The organism is Mycobacterium parascrofulaceum ATCC BAA-614 (assembly GCF_000164135.1).
Classification (GTDB): Bacteria; Actinomycetota; Actinomycetes; order Mycobacteriales; family Mycobacteriaceae; genus Mycobacterium; species Mycobacterium parascrofulaceum.
Genome location: NZ_GG770563.1, coordinates 23587 through 47725, shown reverse-complemented (window position 1 = coordinate 47725; position 24139 = coordinate 23587). Strand labels below are relative to the sequence as shown.

The 24139-nt window shown below is 66.3% G+C and carries 18 protein-coding genes; 15 read left to right on the top strand and 3 right to left on the bottom strand.

Annotated elements, in window-relative coordinates:
- From HMPREF0591_RS28755 to HMPREF0591_RS28685, 15 genes are all read left to right on the top strand, one after another.
- A partial coding sequence (locus HMPREF0591_RS28755) for a C40 family peptidase (RefSeq protein WP_208857816.1) occupies positions 1–475 on the top strand: 475 nt, incomplete at its 5' end.
- A gap of 17 nt (positions 476–492) precedes the next feature.
- A complete protein-coding gene (gene eccB / locus HMPREF0591_RS28750) occupies positions 493–2034 on the top strand; it encodes a type VII secretion protein EccB (RefSeq protein ID WP_007172345.1) in 1542 nt (513 codons plus the stop codon).
- On the top strand, positions 2031–6257 hold the full coding sequence (locus tag HMPREF0591_RS28745; RefSeq protein WP_007172344.1) for a type VII secretion protein EccC: 4227 nt from the start codon (positions 2031–2033) through the stop codon (positions 6255–6257). The genes eccB and HMPREF0591_RS28745 overlap by 4 nt, the downstream gene beginning before the upstream one ends.
- Positions 6258–6350: 93 nt before the next feature.
- Positions 6351–6647, top strand: a complete 297-nt coding sequence (locus HMPREF0591_RS28740; RefSeq protein ID WP_007172343.1) for a PE family protein — start codon at positions 6351–6353, stop codon at positions 6645–6647.
- 29 nt (positions 6648–6676) lie between these two features.
- Complete coding sequence (locus HMPREF0591_RS28735) at positions 6677–7831, top strand: PPE family protein (protein ID WP_007172342.1); 1155 nt, start codon at positions 6677–6679, stop codon at positions 7829–7831.
- 143 nt (positions 7832–7974) lie between these two features.
- On the top strand, positions 7975–8271 hold the full coding sequence (locus HMPREF0591_RS28730) for a WXG100 family type VII secretion target (protein ID WP_007172341.1): 297 nt from the start codon (positions 7975–7977) through the stop codon (positions 8269–8271).
- A gap of 44 nt (positions 8272–8315) precedes the next feature.
- On the top strand, positions 8316–8600 hold the full coding sequence (locus HMPREF0591_RS28725) for a WXG100 family type VII secretion target (RefSeq protein ID WP_007172340.1): 285 nt from the start codon (positions 8316–8318) through the stop codon (positions 8598–8600).
- Positions 8601–8678: 78 nt separating this feature from the next.
- A complete protein-coding gene (locus HMPREF0591_RS28720; RefSeq protein ID WP_007172339.1) occupies positions 8679–9599 on the top strand; it encodes an ESX secretion-associated protein EspG in 921 nt (306 codons plus the stop codon).
- 690 nt (positions 9600–10289) lie between these two features.
- Positions 10290–11192 carry a MinD/ParA family ATP-binding protein gene (locus HMPREF0591_RS34220; RefSeq protein ID WP_083103273.1) on the top strand — a complete coding sequence of 301 codons (903 nt, stop codon included), beginning with the start codon at positions 10290–10292 and terminating at the stop codon, positions 11190–11192.
- Positions 11189–12703 carry a type VII secretion integral membrane protein EccD gene (eccD, locus tag HMPREF0591_RS28710; protein WP_007172337.1) on the top strand — a complete coding sequence of 505 codons (1515 nt, stop codon included), beginning with the start codon at positions 11189–11191 and terminating at the stop codon, positions 12701–12703. The genes HMPREF0591_RS34220 and eccD overlap by 4 nt, the downstream gene beginning before the upstream one ends.
- A complete protein-coding gene (gene mycP / locus HMPREF0591_RS28705; protein ID WP_414018118.1) occupies positions 12675–14420 on the top strand; it encodes a type VII secretion-associated serine protease mycosin in 1746 nt (581 codons plus the stop codon). Before eccD ends, mycP begins: the two co-directional genes overlap by 29 nt.
- Entirely contained in the window at positions 14420–16012 is a 1593-nt protein-coding gene (gene eccE, locus HMPREF0591_RS28700; protein ID WP_007172335.1) for a type VII secretion protein EccE, read from the top strand. The genes mycP and eccE overlap by 1 nt, the downstream gene beginning before the upstream one ends.
- A 22-nt stretch (positions 16013–16034) precedes the next feature.
- Positions 16035–17867 (top strand): type VII secretion AAA-ATPase EccA, encoded by a 1833-nt coding sequence (gene eccA / locus HMPREF0591_RS28695; RefSeq protein ID WP_007172334.1) that lies wholly within the window; start codon positions 16035–16037, stop codon positions 17865–17867.
- Positions 17868–17874: 7 nt separating this feature from the next.
- The gene (locus tag HMPREF0591_RS28690) at positions 17875–18201 is read left to right on the top strand and encodes a hypothetical protein (protein ID WP_007172333.1); all 327 of its coding nucleotides are present in this window, start codon (positions 17875–17877) and stop codon (positions 18199–18201) included.
- 73 nt (positions 18202–18274) lie between these two features.
- Entirely contained in the window at positions 18275–18496 is a 222-nt protein-coding gene (locus HMPREF0591_RS28685) for a hypothetical protein (RefSeq protein ID WP_007172332.1), read from the top strand.
- A 33-nt stretch (positions 18497–18529) separates the two neighbouring features.
- Here the strand turns inward: HMPREF0591_RS28685 and HMPREF0591_RS28680 are convergent, their stop codons facing one another.
- From HMPREF0591_RS28680 to HMPREF0591_RS28670, 3 genes are all read right to left on the bottom strand, one after another.
- Complete coding sequence (locus tag HMPREF0591_RS28680) at positions 18530–20599, bottom strand: hypothetical protein (protein ID WP_007172331.1); 2070 nt, start codon at positions 20597–20599, stop codon at positions 18530–18532.
- Positions 20596–23577, bottom strand: coding sequence for an ATP-binding protein (locus tag HMPREF0591_RS28675; RefSeq protein WP_007172330.1), 2982 nt, complete (start codon positions 23575–23577; stop codon positions 20596–20598). The genes HMPREF0591_RS28680 and HMPREF0591_RS28675 overlap by 4 nt, the downstream gene beginning before the upstream one ends.
- 73 nt (positions 23578–23650) lie before the next feature.
- The gene (locus HMPREF0591_RS28670; RefSeq protein WP_225336863.1) at positions 23651–23908 is read right to left on the bottom strand and encodes a glycosyl transferase family 39; all 258 of its coding nucleotides are present in this window, start codon (positions 23906–23908) and stop codon (positions 23651–23653) included.
- Between the last annotated feature and the right edge of the window lie 231 nt (positions 23909–24139).

The window sequence follows — 24139 nt, the reverse complement described above, 5'->3', positions numbered from 1 at the left end:
GAGCGGCTTGGCGTCGGGGATACCGGCGTCACTGATGGGCAGCCTGAGTCGCGGCGGCGGTGAGAACGGGGGGCCGGGTGAGCAGTCGGGCGCTTCGCTTCTGGGCGGCGGTGGCAGTGGGACGGCGCTGCGGGCGGTGCAGTTCGCCGAGACCAAGTTGGGTGATCCGTACGTGTGGGGCGCGACAGGGCCGCGCCAATACGACTGCTCCGGGTTGGTGATGGACGCCTACCGGCACGCGGGGGTTCAGTTGCCGCGCATGACCTACGACATGATTCACAAAGGTATGACGGTGGATCGCGCTGAGGTGCGGGCCGGTGATCTGGTGTTTTCCAATTTCTCGAGCAGAGGGCCGGAGCATGTGCAGATGGCGGTGTCCTCGACGAAGGTCATTGAGGCGCCCACCCCGGGGGGCCACGTCCAGTATTCGGGCTTCCCGCGTGGGCATGTTGTCGTGAAAAGAATTGTCGGATAACGATTTAACGGTGGGTATTGACGGTGGTTGAGCCGGGAGTGGATAAGGACGACGAGTCGCGCTGGCGCGGGCGCGGTCTGGGGCTTTCGACGCGGGTACAGGTGTCGGGGCACATGTTTTTCGCCCGTCGCGCGGTGGCGGCGATGACTCGGCGGCGGGTGCGGATGGAGGCCGAGCCGGGCCGGCGCCAGTCGATGGCGATGTTGGCGGGTGTGACGCTGACCGCTGTGCTGTGTCTGGGGGCGTTGTTCTGGTCGTTTGTGCGCCCGGCCGGTTCGGCGGGGCAGGCGCGGATTGTGGCCGATCAGGATTCGGGGGCGCTGTATGTGCGGGTGGGCGAGAAGCTGTATCCGGCGTTGAATTTGTCCTCGGCGCGGTTGATCGCCGGGGAGGCGGCCAGCCCGGTTCGGGTGCGCCGCAGCGAGATTGACGCAGCGCCGCGCGGGCCGCTGGTCGGTATTGCCGGCGCCCCGCAGGATATGGTGGCGACGTCGCCGGGTCGCTCGTCGTGGTTGGTGTGTGATGAGATCACCAAGGCGTTCGGGGCGGCTGCGCCTGAGCCGGTGACGGTGACCGTCATCGACGGCCAGCCCGAGCTGGGTCCACGCCGCCACGTGCTGGGCCCTGATGATGCGATGGTGCGCCGCTATGGGGATGCGGTGTGGTTGATCCGCGATGGGCGGCGCTCGTTGATCAATCAGGGTGCTCGGGCGGTGCTGTTGGCGTTGGGGCTGGGCGAGGATGCGGTGTTGGGGTCGCGCCCGATGAGCCGGGCCTTATTCGATGCGATCCCGGTGGGCCCGGAGTTGTCGGTGCCGGTGATCCCGAATGCGGGCTCGCCGGCACGGTTCGCGGGGGCGCCGGGCCCGGTGGGGACGGTGGTATCGACTCCGCAGGTGGGTGGGCAGACCGCGTATTCGGTGGTGCTCACCGATGGCGTGCAGCCGGTGTCGCCGGTGGTGGCTCAGGTGCTGCAAAATGCCGGGCCGGCCGGTGCGGTGATCCCGGTGGTGGCTGGCCCGGTGTTGGCGAAGTTGCCGGTGGTGCAAACCCTGGACTTGTCGGCGTTCCCGGCTACCCCGCCGCGGGTGATCGATAGCCAGGTCAACGCCGCGGCGTGCTGGCACTGGGAGAAGGTGAGCGGTGAGGCGCTGGCTAGCACGTCGGTCATCGCCGGCCCGAGCATCCCGGTGGCCGAGGGCCAAGTGGACAAAGTGGTGGACTTGGTGAAAGCCCCGGGGCCACAGATGCAGGCCGACCGCGTGTATCTGGGCCCTGAGTACGCCAATTACGTGGTGTCCACCGGTAATTCGCCGTCAGCGGCCACGGTGGAGTCGTTGTGGTGGATATCCGAATCAGGGGTGCGGTTCGGGGTGCCGCGCCAGGAGGACACGATGAACGCTTTGGGTTTGAAGAAGCATTCCCCGAGCCCGGCGCCGTGGCTGGCGCTGCGGCTGCTGGCCGCCGGGCCGGCGTTGTCGCGCTCTGATGCGCTGGTGCGTCACAACACGCTGCCTGTCGATGCCAACCCGGCCGAACTGGAGGTCCCGAAGTCATGAAGATTGGGTTCGCGCGCAAGCAAACTGCGCAGGCGCCGCCGTTTAAGCCTGAAACCCTTGACCTGCCGACTCCACTGAAAGTGCCGCCGCCACAAAGCAAACCGCTGTGGTCGGTGGCGTTGATCATCGGCCTGCTTGCGCTGTTCGGCGGAATGATGTGGATCAGCTTCGCCAGTGGTGCGCGCTCGTTTACCGGCGCGGGGTCATTTTTCCCGCTCCTGATGGTGGGCGGGCTGGTTGCGATGCTGTTCGGTGGCCGCGGCGGGTCGCAGGAGATGTCGCGCTCGAAGCTCGACGCGCTGCGGGCCCGGTTTTGCATGGTCATGGACGAGCTGCGAGGAACCACCTCAGAGTTGGCGGACCGGCTCGATCAGAATCACCGCTGGTATCACCCCGCACCGGGCACCCTGGAAGCGGCCGTGGGCAGTATGCGGATGTGGGAGCGCAAGCCCAACGGGTCTGATACATGGTTCGGGGTGGCCCGGGTCGGGGTGGGCATGACGGATCTGATGGAATCCAATGCCGCCGTGTTCAACGAGCCGCAGGACGCGCCGACCGATATCGAGCTCGAACCGGTGACCGGCAAGGTCCTCCAAGAGTTCATGCAATACCAGACGGTGGCCTACGGCACGCCGAAACTGGTGTCGCTGATGGTGGAGCCCGGCTATGAGCTACGCGGCCCGCGTGAGCGGGTGCTGGGCCTGATGCGCGCGATCCTGTGCGAATTGGTGTTTTTCCACGGCCCCGATCATCTGCGGCTGGTGGTGGTGACTTCTGATGCGGCCGAGTGGGATTGGGTGAAGTGGCTACCACACGCCGGTGATCCGAAGCTCATTGACGGTGCGGGCCCGGTGCGCATGGTCTATGGGTCGGTCGCTGAGTTCCTTGACGCGCAAACTGAGGCAATGTCGCTGTCCACCCGCGGGGACTTCCGCTCGCGCCTGGGCGCGTCGAAGGACCCTATTGAGCCGTTGCCGCACACGGTGGTCGTGTGCGACACCGAAGCGGGATGGGAGCGTCTCGGAAGCTCCGAAGGCGTCGCTGGGTTGACATTTTTCGACGTGCGCGGCCTAGGCCGCGTTCCGGCGTGCCGCGACGCGCGCCGGCGAGTGTTGTACATCGGTGAGAACGCTGTCATCTCGGCGGTGCCGCGCGACCCGATGACATGGGATCCGCAGGGGAACGATCCCCAGTTTTTCGCCTACGCCGATCAGATGAGCCGCGATGAGGCCGAGACGTTCGCCGAGCGCATGGCGCGCTTCCGGCTCGCCGAGGCCTATGAGGCGATCGAAGTTGATTCCGGCAAGCAGGTGATGGCCCGAGACATCCTGTCGTACTACGGGATTGAGGACGCCGCCAATATTGATTTCGACAAGTTGTGGGGCCCGCGTAGTGACATCAACTCCCTGCAGCGGTTGAAGGTGCCACTGGGTAACCGGATGGACAACAATGAGCTGTTTTTCGTCGACATCAAGGAGGACTCGGAAGGGGGCCAGGGCCCGCACGGGGTGATGGCCGGCACGACTGGCTCGGGCAAGACGACGATGCTGCGCGCCTTCATTGAGTCTCTGATGTTGGGGCACCCGCCGCAAAACCTGCAGTTCATGTTGGCCGACCTCAAGGGTGGCTCGGGTGTTCGGCCCTTTGCCGGGGTGCCTCACGTTTCGCAGATCATCACCGACCTCGAAGAGGACCAGGGTTTGATGACCCGTTTCATCGACGCGCTGGATGGCGAGATCGCGCGGCGCAAAGCCTTATGCGATGTGCCTGGCGCTGATGATGTGGGGGTATACAACAAGATCCGTGCCGATCAGCTCGCAGCGGGGGCTGCTGAGGTGTTGCCGCCGCTGCCGGTACTGGTGGTGGTCATTGACGAGTTCGCCGAACTGTTTAAGTTGATGGGTCAAGAGATTCAGGACTCGTTGTATCAGATCGCCCGCCAAGGCCGCGCGTATTGGATTCATCTGCTGATGGCCAGCCAGCAGATCGAAACTCGCGCTGAGAAGCTGCTAGAAAACGTGGGGTACCGGATGGCCCTGCAGACCAATACGACACAGTCAGCCACGGCGATCGGTGTGCCGAATGCGGTGAACCTCAAGGGTTCTGGGCAGTGCTATTTCTTGCAGGGCAGCCCCGCGAACGGCACGCTGACGAAATTTCAGGGCGAGTTCTTGTGGCGTGAGTACCGCAAGCCTGGCACGGAGGACCTCGACGACGCGCCGCAAGTGAGCGCGGCGTCAGTGAGTTATTTTGCGCCGCAACTGTTCTCCACGGACTTCACACCGTTGCCGCCGCCTGATGAGCTCGACGAGTCGCCAGCTGTGGATGGGGAAGTGGCTGATGTCGACGAGGTGACCGACGCGGGCGATAGCGAGGACGCCGAGGAGCGCAATGCGTTGATGCGCCCACAGGTGGGGCGCATCATCATCGACCAGCTGCGCCGGATTGACTTTGAGCCTTACCGGTTGTGGAAGCCGCCGCTGGATGCGCCGTGGAGCATCGAGAAACTGGTGAACACCTATCTGGGGCGGCCCTGGGACAGCGACTATGCGCGCACCCCGAACCTGGTGTTCCCTGTGGGGCTGGTGGACCGGCCATTCAAGCATGACCAGCATCCGCTGACCATTGACGTGTCGGGCCCGGGCGGCAATGTGGTGATCGTGGGTGCTCAGGGCTCGGGCAAAACGACTGCGCTGCAAGACCTGATCTGCGCGGCGGCCATGACGCACACCCCTGAGCAGGTGCAGTTTTACTGCCTGGCGTTTTCGTCGGCGGCCCTCAGTAGTGTGTCGGGGCTACCGCATGTGGGTGGTGTGTCGATGTCGCTTGATAGTGACGGTGTGCGCCGCACCGTGGCGGAGATCGCGGCGTTGCTCGCCTCGCGCAAGCGCAGCTTCGAGGCGACCGGCGTGATGTCGATGGAGGTGTTTCGCCGCCGCAAGGCTGGGCGTGAGCCCGGGGCTGTGCCTGAGGACGGTTACGGCGATGTGTTCTTGGTGATCGACAACTATGCGGCGATGGTTAGCGAATATGAGGCGCTCGTCGAAGACAAGGTGAACAGGATCATCAAAGAGGGGCCCACGTTCGGGATTCACGTGGTCGCCGCGGTGACCAAGAACACCGATCTGCAGGTGACGGTGCGGGGTAACTTCGGGTCTCGGGTGGAGCTTCGTCTGGCCGACTTCAACGAAGCGACGCTGGTGGCTAAGGCGAGACTGGCCACGGCTGTGCCGGCGCGGCCAGGGCGCGGCATGATTGGGCAAAATTACGAACGCACCGGCGTAGACCCCGTGGGGTTGCACACGTTGATGGCGCGCCCGGCGCTGGAGTCCACCGCCGCGGAGGTGTTCGATTCACGCAGTGTCGCCGAGGCTGTCAGCCGCCAGGCCGGTAGGTTCAATCCTGCACGTAAGGTGCGCAGGCTGCCAGGGCGGGTTTCGCCGGCCGAGCTGGCGGCGACAGCCGCCACCGATGATCGCACCCCCACGTCGATCGTGTGGGCGCTCGACGAGACCGAACGGCCGGTGTTTTTGGCCAGTCAGCATCTGATCATCGCCGGGCAACCCAAGTGTGGGCGCACGACGGCGTGTGCAACATTGATGCGCGAGATTCGCAGGGTTTACGCCCCGGGCGCTGACGGCGCTACGGGGCCGGGGCTGGAAGAAACGGCCGACCGCCCCGCGGCCCAGGTGTGGCTCATTGATCCGCGCCGCCAGCTACTCAACGTGCTGGATAAGTCCTACGTGCAGCGTTTCGCCTCGACGCCGGACTCGGTCAAAGCGCGCATGGGCGAGCTGGCCGCGGTCCTTGCGCCGCGGCTGCCCAGCGACGATTTATCGGTCGATGACATCGGCCGGCGCCACTGGCAGGGTCCGGAAATCTTTTTGATCATCGACGATTCTGAGCGGTTGCCGGTCGGCTTCGACTCACCTCTGGGGGTGATCGAACGGTTCGTGCAGGCCGGCGACGACGTCGGGTTGCACATCATCTACACCCGCCAGTTCGCGGCGTTCATGGCGGGCCTGGGGGCCGACCCCGTGTTCAGGATGCTCAAGCAGGCCAGGGAGCCGGAGCTGATCATGGATTCCGACCCCGATCAAGGATTCGTGAAGGGCAAATGGAAAGGCCATTGGATGCCCAAGGGCCGCGGATTCTTGCTGAATACCGCCGAATCGGGCGAATCGGGAATTTATGTCCAAGTCGCTGACGCCGGCCTCGGATAGATCTGCGATGGGCCGCGCGTAAGCCCGCGGGCGTCGATACACTTTTGTCATCAGACCGGTCAATGTCCGGTCGGCTCTTTACGGGAGGGTTCCATGTTTGTCGAGGCATTACCTGCGGGCATTGATGCATCCGCGTCCGGGTTGGCCGGGATCGGGGCGGCGGTAGCGGCGGGCAACGCCGCAGGAGCCGCACCCACACTGGGCGTGGTGCCGCCGGCGCCAGAGCCGGCGTCGGTTCTGTTGGCCGCGGCGTTCGGCACCCATGCCGGCGTGTATCAGGCCACCCAAGCCATCGGGGAGGTCGTCCACCAGATGTTCGTCTCGACCATGGGCATCAGCTCGGCCGACTACGCCGCCACCGAGGTCCTCAACACCGCTGCGATGGTCTAGGTCTAGCCCGCGGGTTAGCGCCCACAGCCATGGATTACGAGCTGCCACCTGAGATCAACTCGGGCCGCATGTATGCCGGCCTGGGTTCAGCGTCTCTGATGGAATCAGCCGCCGCATGGCAGGCACTGGCCGCGCAGCTCGGGTCCGCAGGAGCGGCGTTTGGGGCGGTGATCGAAGCGCTGACCAGCACGGCGTGGGCGGGGCCCTCGTCGATGTCGATGGCGCTGTCGGCAGCCCCGTACGTGGTGTGGATGATCGAGACGGCCGCGCAATGCCAGGAAGCCGCCGCGGCCGCGGCGGCGGCCGCGGCGGCGTTCGAGGCTGCCCGGGCCGGGGTGGTGCCCCCACCGGTGATCGCCGAGAACCGGGCGCAGCTGGCGGCCCTGGTGTCGACGAACTTCATGGGGTTCAACACTCCGGCGATCATGGCCAACGAGGCTCACTACGGTCAGATGTGGTCCCAAGACACCGCGACGATGTACGACTTCGCCGGGAATGCCTCGGGGATCACCGGCGCGCTGGTCCCGTTCGTGCCGCCAGCGCCCAACTCGGACCCGATCGGGTTGGCCGCGCAAGCGGCCGCGTTGGGCCAGTCGGGCGGCACCGCCGCCGGGCAGCAGCCGTTCAATTTCGCCAGCAGCGCGGGAAGCATGCCGGCGGGTTTGGACGGCGAATCCATGTTGTCGATGGGCCCGCAGCTGGTGAGCACGATTCCCCAAGCGCTGCAAGGGCTCTCGTCACCGCTGAGCCAGGGGTTGGGGGGCAGCGGTCTGGGCCAATTCAATTCGCTGCTGAGCCCGTTTATGAGTTTTATGAATCCGGGCATGTTCGGTGGGGGCACTGCGTCGACCTTGACCAGTGCGACCGGGCCCGGACTTGCGGGGATGGGCGGGGCAGCCTCGGAGGTGGAGGCCGTGGCGGGCCGCGCGGGATCGCTGGGCGGGTTGTCGGTGCCGGCAACCTGGACGGCCGGCGCCAGCGGGGAGTCGGCTAGTACGGCGCGGGCGGTCGCACCGGTGGCCGCCTCGGGCGGGGGCACGTCGATGGGGGCTGCACCGGCCACCACCGGGGGCTCCGGCATGTATGGGGGCACGCCGATGGCCGCGGGTATGCACGGGCGCGGCACGGACAGCGACGGCTCACCTCGCTATGGAAAACCCGTCAAAGTGCTACGCCGACGTTAGCGCCGAATTGGTGACATCATGTGCACGGAAAAATTCGTTCAAATAGCTTGCGCCGGCCGTTGCCCGGCGTTAGATCGGGCCAATAGACTGGCAACACAGCAACGCTGAAATAAAATCACTCGCGCTTTAAGGAGAACGTTATTATGGCCACCCGCTTTATGACCGACCCGCACGCGATGCGGGACATGGCCGGGCGTTTCGAGGTGCACGCCCAGACCGTTGAGGATGAGGCCCGCAAGATGTGGGCGTCTTCGCAGAACATCGCCGGCGGCGGCTGGAGTGGGCAAGCCCAGGCCACCTCCTACGACACTATGGGCCAGATGAATCAGGCGTTCCGCAACATCGTGAACATGCTGCACGGGGTGCGCGACGGCCTGATCCGTGACGCCAACAACTACGAGCAGCAAGAGCAGGCTTCTCAGCAGATCCTGAGCAGCTAACCGCCAGGTCCCTACCCACTTTTACGCCAAGGAGACGTACAACCATGTCGATCAACTATCAGTTCGGCGACGTCGACGCCCACGGCGCCCTGATCCGCGCCCAGGCCGCTTCCCTGGAAGCCGAGCACCAAGCGATCGTGCGCGATGTGCTCGCGGCCGGGGATTTTTGGGGTGGCGCCGGGTCGGTCGCCTGCCAGGAGTTCATCACCCAGTTGGGCCGCAACTTCCAGGTGATCTACGAGCAGGCCAACGCTCACGGACAGAAGGTGCAGACCGCCGGAAGCAACATGAACAGCACCGACAGCGCCGTCGGATCTTCGTGGGCCTAGCCCGCACTGTTCCAGCCAACGACGTGGCGGCACCGGATTCGGTGCCGCCACGTCAGCGTTTGAGCAAGGAAACCTGCTATGACGAGCGCCGAAATTCCGGCCACCCCGACTTCTGACATCACCGTCAACCTCGAGGGACTGTGGCTGCTGCAAGCCATGCTGGGCATTCCCCAGCTCGCCCCCGAACTGCGCGGACGCCCCTACGGACAACCACGAAACACCGACTGGCTCACCGCGCACCCGGGTTTGGCGGTGCTGGTCGACCAAGGCATCGCCGATGAGGATGCGATGGTGCGTGCTGATATCGCCGCGCGCATGAAGGTGCTGGCCGCGCCCGACGTTGAAGTCATCTTGCTGGTCTGCCGCGGGGCGATGAACGTGGTGACACCGGTGGTGATGGATGATCCCACTACCTGGCGCGCGATCCCCGATGAGCAGCTGCGCGTTGTGCTGGCCCGCCGCGACGGCCGGTGGGCCTCTGCGGTGCGCGCCGGGTCCTACGTCACCATTGACGACTGTCCGGGCACCGACCAGGAATGGGTGCAACGCCTAGTCTTTGAAGCTCTGGACTCGGTGCACTGGGTGGAGCCGGCGCGGATCAGCGCGGTCAACGTGCCGCTGGATGACATGCGTACCGCGATCACGTTGCACGCCAAGGCGGGCTCGGCAGCAGCGAAAATGGCTGCGCTGCGCGCACTGGGGCTGCGCGGGGGTGCGCTGGCTGAGCTGGGCGCGGCGTTAGAAGATCCCCAAGCTGAGGCGTTGGTTTATGCGCGCGCCCATGTGGATGCCGACACGGTGTGGAGCGAAACGGTGCTCAACCTGCGCGACACTGCCTCGGGGCGGGTGGCGCTGTACCGACTGAACCCGCCCGCGGGCAGCCAGCAGGAGTGGCTGGCCATCGCCCCGGCGGGTCCTGCCCAGCTGCATCACGCGCTGACGACGGTCTTCGACAGTGTCGGTGTGCGCGCCTGGGACAGTCATGAACGAATGGCCTGACAAAAAGCGGTACCGCCGTGCCAGCAAAGTGTTCTCGATGAATACCGAGCGGGCGTGGTATAGCGAGAATTCTGCCTTTAGGATCGGACATAGTAACCGCCAGCCATATGGGGACTAGGAATGACTGACAATTCGGACTTCATGTCGCGTTATCTGCCGCCGGAAAACAGCGAGCAACAGCGCGAGCATCCGGCGCCTGCCGAGGATGCCACCGAGGAGGTGTCGTTGGCTGATGTGCGGGTGCCCGAGCCGGGTGCGCCGCCGCCACCTCACATGCCGCCGGTGGGTGGCTACGAGTTCGGGCCACCGCCAGCCGAGGGGAACCGCCACGAGGCGTGGCCCGCGGCGCCGGGGGGCACTGAAGGTGCTCATGCTCAGGCCGAACCGGCACCACCGCCGCCGCCGGGTGCGGGGCCCTCGTTCGGGCCGCCGCCGCCGGGCGGGCATCCCCATGCTGTGCCGCGGCCCCCGGCGCCTCGGGCACCGGACGCGGAGCCGTCAGTTGGGCGCGGCCCGGGAGGGCAGGCGCCCGACCCGATCCCGCCGCGCCCGCAGTTCGATCAGCGCAACCCGCCGCCGCCGCCGCGGTGGTCACCCCCGCGTGTGGACCCTAAGCAACGGTGGGCGCCGCGGCCAGACCTTCGCACTCCCAGCTCGGCACCGACCCGGCATGTCCAGGTCGAGGAGGTCGTGAAACGGCGCCGCGAACCGGCGAAAATGGGGTGGCGCAAGGCGGTTCACGCCTGCACAGGTGGGCTGGTCAATCTGGGTGCGGGTGCTCATGAGCGTCAACTGATCGACTGGAAGTCTCGTGTGGCTTCCAACATTCCCGGCACGTATCAGATCGCGGCGATTTCGATCAAAGGCGGCGTCGGCAAGACGCGGGTGACTGCCGGTGTGGGCACCGTGTTCGCCTTTGAGCGTGGGCAGCCGGTCTTGGCGATCGACGCCGACACCACCTACGGGGGCCTGGGTCGCTTCGTTGATCGCGAGGCGCTGAACTCGATTGGCGATCTGCTTGCGGCCAAGGAGGTGGTTGTCGACTATCCCAAGGCTCGTCACTACACCGGGAAGAACCCCCAGGGCCTAGAAGTGTTGCCGGGCAACCAGAATGTGGCCAACCCGATGGACCTGGACAAGGACGTGTTCTACGACACCGCTGAGCTGACGCGGCGCTTTTACCAACTGACACTGGTGGATTGCGGCGCCGAAGTCGAGACCGAATTTTTCAAAACAGTGTTGTCGAACACCGACGCGTTGATGATCATCGGCAGCTGCAACGCCGAGGGCGGACTGGCGATCGAGACCACGGTGGAGTGGCTGGCCGCACGCAACGGTCACGAACTGCTCAAGCGCTCGGTGATTGTGCTCAACGACATCCATGACTGCGCGTCCAAGGCGTTTATCTCCCATATCACCGAGACGCTGGGGCCGCGGGTGCGTTCGGTGAAGACGATCCCATGGGATGCGCATTTGCGCGACGCGGATACGCTCGATTTTCCGGCCTTGCACAAGCGCACTCGGTTGGCGTTTTTGGAGCTGGCGGCCGAGCTGGCCGAAGGGTTCCCGACCGCGGGGGCGCTGAGCGCGTGACCCTCGAGCGGCAGCACGACAACCCTGTCACGGCGGCGGCTGCGCCGGCCCTGCCTGATCGGGTGTTGGTGGCGGTCATCGCGGGGGCCACCAAGATCGGGGTGGTGTTGGATGCCACCGCCTCAGTGTCAGTGCAGTTGGCGGCGCTGGTGGATCTGGTCAACACTCGACTCGGTGAACTGGGGGAGCCGGCGTTGACGGCAGGCCCGCGGGGCCGCTGGACACTGTGCTGGGTCGATGGCAGCCCCCTGAAGCCAGGCCTGTCTTTGGCCGCCCAAGGGGTCAGCGACGGCACCCGGTTGTGGCTGCGGTTCGCCGCCGACACCGAGGCCCGGATCAACGTCGTCGAACACGTCACCTCGGCGGTGGCCGCTGAGCTGAGCAGACGCTGGCCTGCTGTCACGCCGGTGTGGGCGGCGCGCGTCGGCGCGGGCATGGTGGTGGCCGGCGTGCTGGCCGCCACGGCCCTGCTGGGGCGTTGGCGTTACGGGCATCTGGGCTGGGCGCCGGCCATCTATTGTGGCGGGCTGGCGGCGCTGCTGCTGGCGGCGGCGGCGATCATCTTGGCGCGCCAAGCCAGTCGGCTGGCGCGCGGCGTCGGTGACACGCTGTTGTTGACCGGATGCCTCCCGTTGGCGGTGGGGGCTGCTGCTGCGGTACCGGGGCCGATGGGTGCCCCGCACGCCGCGTTGGGATTGGCGAGCGCGTTGGTCGCCGCGGTGCTGGTAGTGCGGTTCACCGGCCGCCATATCGCGTTGGGCACGACGGTGATCGTCACTGCGGCAGTCGGTGTTGTGGTGGGTTCGGTGCGTATGGTGCTGGTGACCTCGGCGCCGATCCTGTTGGCGGTCGTGCTGCTGGTGTCGCTGATCGGGATGCATGTGTCGCCCACCGTGGCGCGCTGGGTGGCCGGGATTCGGCTGCCGGTCTTCCCTTCAGCGTCGGGCCAGTGGATTTTTGAGGCGCGTCCGGATTTGCCGGCTGATCATGCGGTGGCCAGCGGTCAGGTGGCCACGTTCGCCGGGCCTGAGTCGGTGCGTGAGGTGACGGTGGCCACCGACCGGGCCCACTCCTATCTGACCGGGTTGCTGGTTGCGACAACAGGTTTGGTGGTGGTGTGCAGCGTCGGGTTGTGCGATCCGCATGCGCCGCGACGCTGGCTGCCGCTGGTGTTGGCGGGGCTGGTGGCGGTCGCGGTGCTGCTGCGCGGCCGTTCGTTCACCGATCGCTGGCAGGCGACGATCTTCGCGCTGGCCGCCGTGGCATTGGTGATCGGGGTGGCCGGGCGCTATGTGTTGGGGTTGTGGACGATGCCGGCATTGCTGGCGGGGGTATCGGCGATGGTGGCCGTCCCGGTGGCTGGCTTGGTGGCCGGTGTGGTGGTGCCCAACCGCTTCTACACTCCGACGTTCCGCAAGATCGTCGAGTGGGTCGAATATGTCTGCCTGACAGGCATTTTCCCGTTGGCGTTTTGGCTGATGGGTGTGCTGGCCGCGATCCGGTACCGATAGCGGGGGTGGTTGTTCGGTGAGTCGTGCACAAAAGGCCTGTGCGGCGGTATCGGCTGTCGCCGTGGTGGGGTTGACCGGGTTGTGGGGCGCCCCGGCTGCGGGGGCGGTGGAGCCCCCGCAGATTGATGTGGGCGCAACTCCGCCCGATGGGCCGCCGGGTCCGGATCAACCGATGCGCCAGGGCGCGTTTTGCCCGAAGGTGGGCACGCTGCCGGGTACGGACTATCGGGTGCAGCCGCATTACATGGACATGCTGGATTTGGCTGAGGCGTGGCGGTTTGGGCGCGGGGCGGGGCAGAAGGTGGCTGTGATCGACACCGGCGTCACCCCGCATCCGCGGCTGACCGACCTTGTCGGTGGCGGCGACTATGTGATGCCCGGCGATGGCTTGTCCGACTGTGATGCTCACGGGATGATCGTGGCCTCACTGATCGCGGCCCAGCCCGCCGATGGCAAGACGCCGCTGCCCCCGCCGCGCCAGGCCCGCCGTCCTGAGACAGTGCCCACCACCGAGGCGCCGCCGCCCCCGCCGCCACCGCAGACCGTGACGGTGCAGCTGCCGCCCCCGCCTCCGCCTCCACCCCCAGACGGGGCGAGCTGGCATCCTCGCGCGACTCCCACGGTGGTGGTGCCCGCCGGTCACCCGAAACTATCCCCGCAGAGTCCCGCGCCTGGTCCTGATGATCCGGTGCCACCCGCGCCGCCTGGCCCGCCGGAGCCCCCGCCGCCGCCGGCGCCGGCTGCGGACGGGTTTTCTGGTGTGGCCCCTGATGTGCAGGTCATCTCCATCCGGCAAAGCTCAAAAGCGTTCTCTCCCAAGGACGCTTTCGCAGGCAACCAAGACCCGGCGACCCGGCGCAAGGCGGGCGATATCCGCACGATGGCTCGTGCGATCGTGCATGCGGCCAACATGGGTGCCACGGTGATCAACATTTCGGAGGTGTCGTGTATGAGCGCGACCGACATGATTGATCAGCGCGACTTGGGCGCGGCGATTCACTACGCGGCCGTGGACCGCAACGCGGTGATCGTGGCCGCGGCCGGCAATGTCGGCAACGAAAGCGCTGCCATGGGCAACGACTGTAAACAGAATCCGATCTATAACCCGTTGAATCCCAACGATCCTCGCGATTGGGCGGGAGTGACCACGGTCGTTACTCCGGCGTGGTTTTCCGACTATGTGCTCACCGTCGGCGAGGTGGATGCCACCGGCGCTCCGCTGGACGGCAGCGTGGCCGGACCCTGGGTGTCGATCGCGGCGCCAGGCACTGACATCGAAAGCCTCTCACCGCGCGATGACGGGCTGATGAACGCGGTCGAGGGCAGCAAGAACACGCTGGTGCCGCAGTCGGGCACCTCGTTTTCGGCGGCGATCGTATCCGGCGTGGCCGCCCTGGTGCGCGCGAAGTATCCGCAGCTGACCGCCCATCAGGTGATCAACCGGCTGCTCTCAACCGCCCGGGCACCGGCGCGCGGGGTGGATAACCAGGTCGGGCACGGCATCGTCGACCCGGTAGCCGCCCTGACCTATGACCTGCCCCCCGGTGAACCTGTTGGGCCGCAACACCTGGCGGCACCCCTTGTGCTGGCCCCGCCCAAGGTGGGCCGCGACATGACCCCCGTGTGGGTAGCCGCCGCTGGTGTGGGCGGACTGGCGCTGGTGTGTTCGCTGGTGCTGGGCTCAGCAGCGCTGATGCGGCGACGAGGAGCGCGGTGATGAGGACGACCTTTCCGTTAAGCGTGGCGGCCGGCTGGCCGCGCCTGGTGGCGCTGTTCGTCGTCGACGTCGCATTAGTGGCCACCGGGGCGGCCGTGGCGGGCCGCCCGGGCTGGTGGGCCGGCGCCGCGCTCGCCCTTGTGGTGTCGCTGCTGGCGTTGCTGCGTTGGCGCGGTGCAGCACTGTTGACGCTGGCGTGGCGATCGGTGAGCAAACGGCACGTAGCTGATCTGCCGGGCGGTGAGCTGGCCGACTACGAGCGCCACTTCGGCTCAGGGCGGGTCGGAATCCGTGCTGTGGGGCCACATTTGGTAGCGGTGGTGGCCGTCGATGGGCCACCACACAGTCCCTCGGCGCTCGATTATTCCCGGGTCGAGTCGATGACGAAGCTGCCGCTTGAGGCGGTGGCCGCCGGGCTGGAGCAGTTCGATGTCACCTTAGAAGGCATCGACATCGTCAGCGCGGGGGTGCGCCGGGCATCCAAAAGCCACCACCCGTATGCCCCGGTGTATTCAGGGGCGGTGGGTGATCATCCCGCGGTCGGGCAGCGCCGCACCTGGCTGGTCGTGCGCCTGGACGCGCTGGCCAGTGCGCGGGCGATCGTGTGGCGCGAGTCGGTGGCGGCCACGATGAGCGCGGCCGCCGAATGGCTGGCCGCAGAACTGACCAGCCTGCGTATCCCGGCGCGGGTGTTGACCGCGGCCCAGATCCGCTCGGCCGATGAGGCGCTGCTGGCCGGGATCGACCCGAACGGATTGACGCCAGGGTGGAGCCGGCTGCGTCACGCCGGCGGTTACGTGCAGACCTATTGGATGTCGCCACGCGACATTTCGAGCACCACGATTGACCGGCTGTGGGCGCCGGAGACCGCTGCCACGGTGGTGTCGATCCAGGTGCGCCGCGCCGATACCGGCGCTACGGCCGTGGGGGTGATGGTGCGCTATCACAGCGGCGGGCCGCTGGCTGAGCCGCCGCTGACCGGGCTGAACCCGTTTGTGGGTCGTCATGACGCCGGGCTGCGGGCCGGGCTGTTGAGCGCGGGCAATGGCGGGCTGGCGGTGCCGGCGCGCGAACTGGCGGCCAACGAAAAGGTGGCGGTACCGATCGGCGCGACGGGCATCATCGTTGGCACGCTTCCCAGCGGTCACCCGCTGCTGGTCGACCTCAGTGATCCGACCGAGCTGGCCACCGTGACAATCTGCGGCGAGTTCGCCTTGCTGGTGCAGGTGTCGTTGCGTGCGGCCGCAACCGGGTACCAGGTGCTGGTCTGCACGCAGCGGCCCGGGCGGTGGCGCCAGGTCATTGCGGCCGGGTTGCAGGTGATCGACACCGCCGGGCTGGTCGAGCAGTTGCCGGCCTCGCAGTACCCGTATGTGATCGTCTACGACGAGGTGGCGGGCTCGGTGCCCGCGGGGGCGGCCGTCACGGTGCGCACCGTGGACAAACGGTCGGCCAGCGGCGCTGACATCCATATCGAACAGGAAGGCCCGGGTGCGGCGGTGATCCGCACGTGGGCGTTTCAGCATCGGCTCCGGATCAACCTCGATTATGAGCGCCGCTTGCTCGAGGGCGGCCCCCGGCGGGCCGCCTAACCGGTTAGATTCGTAGCTGATCATGACAGGTATTGAGGCAGAATCCCCGGCTCGCAGCGCCTTTCGCCGCGGCCTGTTGGCATCGGGCATCGGCGTGGACGGTCTGGTGCCCAGCCATAACCGGCAGGTGGCCGCCGACATGTTCCGCACGGTCACCCAGGCCGACCCGGGCGTATGTGACGGCTGGATGGGCCGGGTGCTCGCCGGTGAAGACAGCGTGGAAGTACTGGCCGGAGGCTGGGCAGCCGCAGAAACCTTCGGCCGGGAGATCCGCCGGCTAGGGGTGCTGGGCGCAGACTTTCGCCCGCTGGTGTTCGACGGCCTGTTTTTGCAGTTGCCGATCGGCTCAGTGGATGCCCTGCGTTGCGCATACGCGACCGTGTTGATCCGGGAAGCCAACTACAGCCAAGCCCACGAGCTGCTGAGCTCGGCGACCAAGCCGACCGATCCGTTTGACGCCGACATGCACACCTACGCCTGCGGGCTGTTGCATTTCCGCACCCAACGCTGGAGCGATGTGTTGGGCCTGTTCCCGATCGACAAACGTTGGTATCGGCCCGAATACGAATGCGCGGCCACCGCGATGGCCACCACAGCGCTAGCGTCGCTGGGGGTATTCGAGGATGCGTTTCGCCGCGGCGACAAAGCTGCCCGCGATGACCGCGTACCACCGGCGGCCACGGTGATCCTCTACACCCAAGCGATGTGTCTTCGTCACTTGGGCCGCGAGGACGAGGCCGCCCAACTGCTGCGCCGCGTCTATTCCCGCGACCCGAAATTCGCCCCCGCCCGTGAAGCGATGGACGACCCGAGCCGGCGCCTGGTGCTCACCGACCCAGAAACCATCGAGGCCCGCACCGACCCGTGGGACCCCGCGAGCGCCCCGAGCCGACTAGAGGCCGAAACGGCCCGCGACGCCGAAAAGGCCTCGCAGTATCTGGCCGAGGGGCAAGCCGAGCTGGACGCCATGCTGGGCATGGAGACGGCCAAACGAGAAATCAAACGCATCCGCTCGACCACGAAGGTCAACCTGGCCCGCACCAAGGTCGGGTTGCGGGTGCCGGTCACCTCTCGACACACCCTGCTGCTGGGCCCGCCCGGAACCGGAAAGACCTCTGTGGCACGGGCTTTCACCAAGCAGCTGTGCGGGCTGAAGGTGCTGCGCAAACCGCTGGTGGTGGAGACCAGCCGCGCCAAACTGCTGGGCCGCTACATGGCTGATGCGGAAAAGAACACCGAAGAGATGCTCGAAGAAGCCCTCGGTGGGGCGGTGTTCTTCGACGAGATGCACACCCTGCATGAACGCGGCTACTCCACCGGCGACCCCTACGGCAACGCGATCATCAACACACTGCTGCTGTATATGGAGAATCACCGCGACGAACTGGTGGTGTTCGGGGCAGGCTACGCCAAAGCCACCGAGCGAATGCTAGAGGTGAATCAAGGTCTGCGACGACGGTTTTCGACCGTGATCGAGTTCCACAGCTACACCCCGCCAGAGTTGATCGAACTGACCAAGCTGATGGCGGCTGAAGATGAGGACGTGACCACCGATGAGGCCGTTGAAGTCCTGCGCCCAGACTTCGAGAAGTTCTATGCCGATGAAAGTCTCACCGCTGAAGGCGATTTGATCCGCGGCATAGACGTATTGGGCAACGCCGGGTTTGTGCGCAACGTGGTGGAAAAGGCCCGCGATCACCGCAACGACCGCCTGGATACCACCGAGCTTGATGAGCTGCTGGCCAGCGACGACGTCGAAGTCACCGACGCGCAGCTGCAGCGCCTGCGGGAGCTCACCCGCGAAGACTTGGCCGAAGGACTGCGGGCGGCGGTCTCCGAAAAGCGTTCAGAATAGGCAAGTTATGAACGATTCAGACCAGATGATGGCGCTGTTCGTGGCGATCCTCGTGATGATCGGGCTGCTTTACCTGCTTTGCCGCCTTATCTATGTCATCGTCGACGAGGCATGGGTAGCCAAGAATGCACGCGAGCAACAGCGCGTACAAGAAATCCGCTCAGCTCAACAGCGCAGCGACCTGCTGGCCGAGCTGCGCGAATTCGGCCTGAGCGAAGAAGACCTTGATCTGCCTCACGAAGAGATCGCTGCCAGGGTCACCTACGCCGCCGGGCTGCACCGCCAAGCCGCCGAAGGACTCGGGCGGGCGGGCAGGGTCGCTGCGGCCAGTTGATCCACATCAACCCAGGGCAGCAGTGCTCGTCTGCTCGTTGCGCTACGGTGAAACGGCTTTACACTCCACCGATATGGACTATGTGGAGCAAGCTGGAATGATTCTGTATGCGCTTAAGAAGATTCTCCAGGAGCGCCAAAAACTACGGGGTGTGAGCTCCCCGACCGAGGATGAGTGGCGGGCGATCAACGGGGCGATCGCGGCCACCGGATTCAAGGTCGACGAGCCGTGGTCGTCGGCGGGTATGGGCGAGTGGCAAGCCACGCTCGAGCACGCGCTCACCGCCTCATACTAGATCGGCTGCGCCACAAGCGCTTTCGGTCTCTCGTCAATGTGTGGGACGGCCCTTGACAGGGGTGCTGTCCTCGTCGACGTCGACTCTGTCGGGCTGTGGGCGCGTACTGGGGCGCTGCGGCTGGTGTGGCGGAGAGGCTGGGTTGGCGCGCTGGTGCGTGGGGCGCTCGGGGCTGCCGCCCCGGCCGGGGGCTGGGGTTGGCGCTGGTTGGGCGCCGGCAGGCGCGGCGGGACCACCTTGGGGCGAAGAGTTGGGGGCGCCGGCCGGGGGGTTGGGTTGCTGTGCGCCAGTAGAGCTGTGGTCGCGGTGGCGGCGCTGAGCGACGTGACCGGCGACGGCGGCCGCAGCGACGGCTTCGGGTGCCACGACGGCGGTGGCGGCCTCACCGGCCATCATGGCACCATCGGCGGCGGCCGCAGTCCCGCCGGCGGTGGAGGAGGCCGCCACGTCAGCGGCGGGGGCCTGTGGTGCTGGGGTTTGTTGAGAGGCGCGCCCGGGTGAGGGTGGGCGTCCGCCGGGGGGGCGGCCGTTGACTGGGGGGCCGGTGAGGGGCTGGTCGGGCTCGTCGGGGGTATCGGAGGAGTCGTCGTCGGGTTTTTTGGCCCATGGTGCGCGCGAGTTGAGGTCTTTGGCTCGGTCGTAGGCGTCTTGTCCGCGTTGGTATCCTTCGCGGCCGCGGTGGACGAGTTCACTGATGGTGTGGGTGAAATCTTGGCGGGTGTGATCGCCGAGTTCGCGTTTGAGCCACCAGAACACGCCGATGGCGACGGCGGAGATGATGGCGATCATGAATAGCCGCGCGAGTGGGTGGGTCATGCCGACCTGGTCGGCGTAGCCGCCGCGGGCGCCCATTTTGAGCACGATCATGGCCGCGATGGAGATGTAGGTGGTGTAGGCGAATACCAGGGCGGCGTGTTTGAAGAACATGGTGATGCGCCGCGCGGCGCGCCGGCGCGGGTGGCCGTGGATCATGGCGGGTGCGGCGGCCACGATGGACATCAGGGCGTTGACGAAGGCCGCGCAGCATACCATGACGTAGCTGTAGGTGACGTAGCAGACGAAGAACGCGAAGACTGCGCCCAGGAGGCCGTAGCAGGCGCCCAGGGCGAGGTTGGCGCCGCTGAGGTGTTGGGCGAAGGACAGGGCTTGGGGTGCGCCGCAGGAGGCCATGGCGTGGGCGGGTGCTGCGAGGTCGCCGGCGTTGGGTGGGGTGAGCATGGCGGCGGTGTAGGCGCCACCGCAGGTGCCGATGTTATCGACGGTGGTGCCGAAGTTCATCAGCTGTAACGGCATTCGCAAGGTGGTGTCGGCGATGAGGCCGGTGAGGTGTTGGAGCTGGGCCTGGCCGCCGCCGCTAGTGATGGTGCCGTTGGCGAAGGCTGCTTGGGAGATGCTGAAGCCGAGGTTGCGTCCTTGGGTCAGTAGCCCGTTTTCGCTGTAGAGGTCGGACAGCGGGTCGCGGGTGAGCACGATGCCCAGGATGCCAACGGCGATGGTGGACACCATGATTCCGGCGCCGAAGCCTTTGCGACCATGCCACAGGATGTGGAAGGCGCCGACTGAGACACCGAGCAGTAGGCAGATGGGGAAGACCCACAGGTCGGCAAGGATCACCCGGATTGTCTCGAAGACCGGCCGAAACCAGGTGGCCAGCCACACCAGCCACGTGTTGGACATGGCGAACCGCAGCAGCCACAGCGACATGGCGATCATGAAGATGTAGATGCCGGCTTGGGCTTGCAGCAGTTCGATCACGCCTTCATGGGTCATGCCGGTGGTGACGGCGTTGGCCAGCCAGCGGGCCCAGCTCGACGGGTCCCAGCTGAGGCCAGGTCCTGCTTTGGTGATGGCTTCGGTGGTGCTGACCACGGACAGGTAGTAGTTGCCCACGGGGACGCCGTGGCTGTCGGTGACCCCGGTCCAGTTCAGTGCACCGGCCAGGGTGGAGGCGGCCGCGGGCGGGGCGGCTCCGATCGCGGCGGCGGCCAGGGTGTGGGTGATGAACCAGAAGGTGGTGACGCGCCGCAGGCGTGGGCGGGTGGCCATCTGGTAGCCGAGGTATTCGGCGGCGCGCTGGCCGAATGTTGTTGGCGGGGTGGTCATGCCGCGCGCCCGGGGGTGGTGTCGTAGGCGTCGTGCACGGCGGCGTCGGGTTCGGTGGCTACCCAGATGGGCGATTTGCGGCGGAACTCGTCGACGAAGAATCCGTAGCCTTGCCGCGCGCCGCGGTTGGGGCCGGCGGCGGAGTCAACCTCGTCGAAGGCGGTGGGGTCGCGCATCTCATCCGGGGAGGGCTGAGCGAGGAAGAATTCTTCGATGTCGGGGTAGTCGTCGAGGCGGATGCCGACTTTGGCGGCGACTTGGCGTGCCAGGTCTTCGTTTTCAAACGGCATGATCAGTTGCTGGGTGATGAACTCATCACCCATGAGCGCGAGGTCTTTGATGGGATTTTGGGTGATGATCAACAACCCTGTGTAGTGCTTGCGAGCTTGGCGGCTGATCAGGTGTGCGTCGTCGGCGCCGGCGCGGGAGTTGAGCAGGGCGGAGGCTTCTTCGAGGACGATGAGCCCAAACCGGGTGGGATCGGCGAAAAATGTCACTCTGGCTAGTCTCACGAGCATGCCGTAGATGGCCACGGAGGCACGTTTGCGGTCGGAGAGCTGTTCGTAGAGGTGCGGGGTGTTCATCTCTTTGGCGGTGGGCAGGTCGAGGCTGCCGGTGAGCCAGATCGTGACGTCGAGTCTGGCCAGGTCGGGCACGGGCAGCGTGTCGTCGAAGATGGCTCGGGTGAAGGCGTGGCTGGCCCACGATTGCAGGGCGGCAAGGATGGGGGCGAGGTCGTCGGCGAGTCTGACGACTTGCGGGGCGCGATTGTCGGGCCCAGTCGAGGGGGCCTGGATGTGGCTGATGTATTTCATGAGCGCTGCGGTGCTGGTGATGTCGAGCGCGGCAGCGACGTCGGCCTGCAGGATGGCGCGTAGGCGGCGCACTCCAACGCTGCGCGCATCCAGGCTCATCATGGGAACCATGTAGTCCAGCCAGTAGCCGCCGGCGACGTCGGCGGGGAAGACACGCAGCGGGTCGCAGCTGAACTGGTTGCCGGCCATGTCGATGACGGCTTTGTTGTCGACATCGGCGAGGGCTTTTTCCCACTCGGTGCCGGGGTCGACGATGAATGCTTGTGCGCCGCGTTGGATTTCGCCGCGGGTGATGCGTTTGGCGGCATAGGATTTGCCGTAGCCCAGCGCGCCGCTGCACACCAGGCAGGGGTTGCGGTTGCGACGCGCGGCGGCGGGCAGGTCGAGCAGCACGGCGCTGTTGAGGGCGTTGTTTCTGTTGAATCCCAGTAGGATTCCGGTGCTGTTGCCGACCATGGATGAGGTGAACGGCACGAAGCGTGACCACTTTTTGGTGGTGGTGGGTTGGGTGAATTGGTCGATGGTGGTTTTGTGGGCGGGGGCGGCGGGGTTGAAGGCTGCCCAGAGTTTGGTTTGGGCGCCGCGGTAGTGGCGGATGGCGATTTGGCCAGATTGGGTGAGTTCTTCGCGGAGGCGTTTGACGCTGTAGTCCAGGGTGTGTTGATCGGGGGCGCCGACTGCGATGACGAACGCGGCATGTAGGGGCCGTTCGTCGATGTTGGCTTCGAGCTGGCGGTTGTATTCGGCGAGTTGGCGCCAGGTGGCGATGAGTTCGGCGTCGCCGTTGCGGACGTCGCGGCGCTGGGTGAATTGGTCGTCGATGTTGCCTTTGGCGCGGTCGTTGCGCACGAATTCCATTTCGCGGCTTACGGTTACGAGGTTGACGGCGAAGTCGAAGGTGGCGCCGGTGTCGAGGTCGTCGAGGGCTTGCAGAAATTCTGATCCGGGGAACACGATGCCGGCCTTGGGCATGTCGACGACTGGCAGGATCGCTTGGTAGCTGTCGGGATACGCGCCTTCGGGACTGGAGACTCGCAGGGTTTTGCTCCACGAGGGGATGCGCCGCAGGCCGGCGGTCCACGCGAGCAGCGCCGCGGCGGACAAGACGGCGAGGGGGGCTGCTAGCGGGAGTCCGACCAGGAGGCCGGCCGCGATGGCAGCGGCGGCGAGTCCGGCTGCGATGAGATGCAGCGGCAGGAGGCGGCCGCCGCGATGGTGTTGGTCGCCGTCGTCGAAAACCGCGGCGGGCAGCGCGGCGGTGTCGAGCTGGTCTGTGGTAGCCCGGCGGGGTAGGGGGTTGTTGAACACTCCGCGCCAAGCGTTGTGCCGCCAGAACCAGTCGATCATGTCCGCACTGACCGGTTGGGGCGCGAACTGCTCGGGAATGGCGGTGATGATGTCGTGGGCCAGGCGCTGGTAGGCGGCCACCGAGTCGTCGGAGTCTTTGTCGCGCCCGATTACCCAGTCGCGCAGTTTGGCGGCTTGACCTGCAGGGCTGTGCCCGGCGCGGCCGGCGTCGACGGGCATGGCCAGCCAGTAGATGCGGGTGCGGGGGTGGTGGTTCTTGAGGACGGGCTTCATCCGCTGGCAGGAGTTGACCCAAGCGGGCTTGTCGCGGTGACCATCAACCATGGCGCGGAGCAGCTGGCGCTGGTTTTGGGGTACGGAGAGCCCGAATACCCAGGTGCCGGCGGGGACTTCGCGGGCCAGGGCTTGGTGACTGTCGGCCACGCCGGTGCGGCGTTTGGTGGATTGCAGGTAGTAGGGCAATCCGCTGATCAGGTAGTGGGCGTAGATACCGTGGGCGGTGAAGCTCAGGTTGCCGATGACGGTGCGCGGCGGTGTCAGCAGCGGGTCGCTGGCGGTGCTGGCCAGGGTGGGGCGCAGGGCGCGCCAGGCGCTGACAATGCGGAAGCGCAGGTTGGGCCGCTGACGGGGGATCAGTGCCGCGGCCCCGGCGGTGGCGGCGGTGAGCAGCAGGCCGTAGATCAAGATGGCGCGGGCGTGCCCGGAATCCAGAGCGAGGATGGTGAGGGCGACAGTGAGGGCGGTGCCGCCGTAGAGGCTGACCGCCACCCAGAGCCGCAGCGGCTTTTTGAACAGGATGTCGGTGTAGACCGGGGTGTCGTGGACGCCTTTGAATAGTTGCGCTGATTCGGTCACGGGTTATTTTCCTCGCGCGTTGTGACCGCGGAACCGGGTCGCCGGTTGCGGTGGAAGGGATGCTGTCGCAGGGTTATTGGCCGAATTGGCCGGTGGTGATGCCGGTGCGATCGACGGTGTGTTTGGTCGAGACGTAGATCGCATAACCCGAGCCGACGATCACGGCGACGACGACGCCGGTTAGGGCCCAGCCCACGGTCGCGCCGATGCGGCCGCCGAAGAAGGAGCCGACCGCGCGTGCACCGCCGCCGAGCAGGATAAGCACGACCATCACACCTACCCCGATGGTGTAGAGGGCATGGCTGCCCGAAACGAGGTCGGCGACGGCCAAAACCGTTGTGTGCGAAGCGGTGTTCATATCAGTATTCCCTTTCATGGTTAGTGCAATGACAGCGAGAGAGGTCCAAGGATGGGGCCGAAGGCGATGACGACGGCGGTGCTGGGGGTGAGAACTCCCCATCCCAGCGCGACCATGGTGCGCCCCTGACGGGCGGACTCGACAGCGAGTGCCAAGCTGGCGAGCACAACGCACACAACGCCCCCACCCAAGCCGATGGCGCCG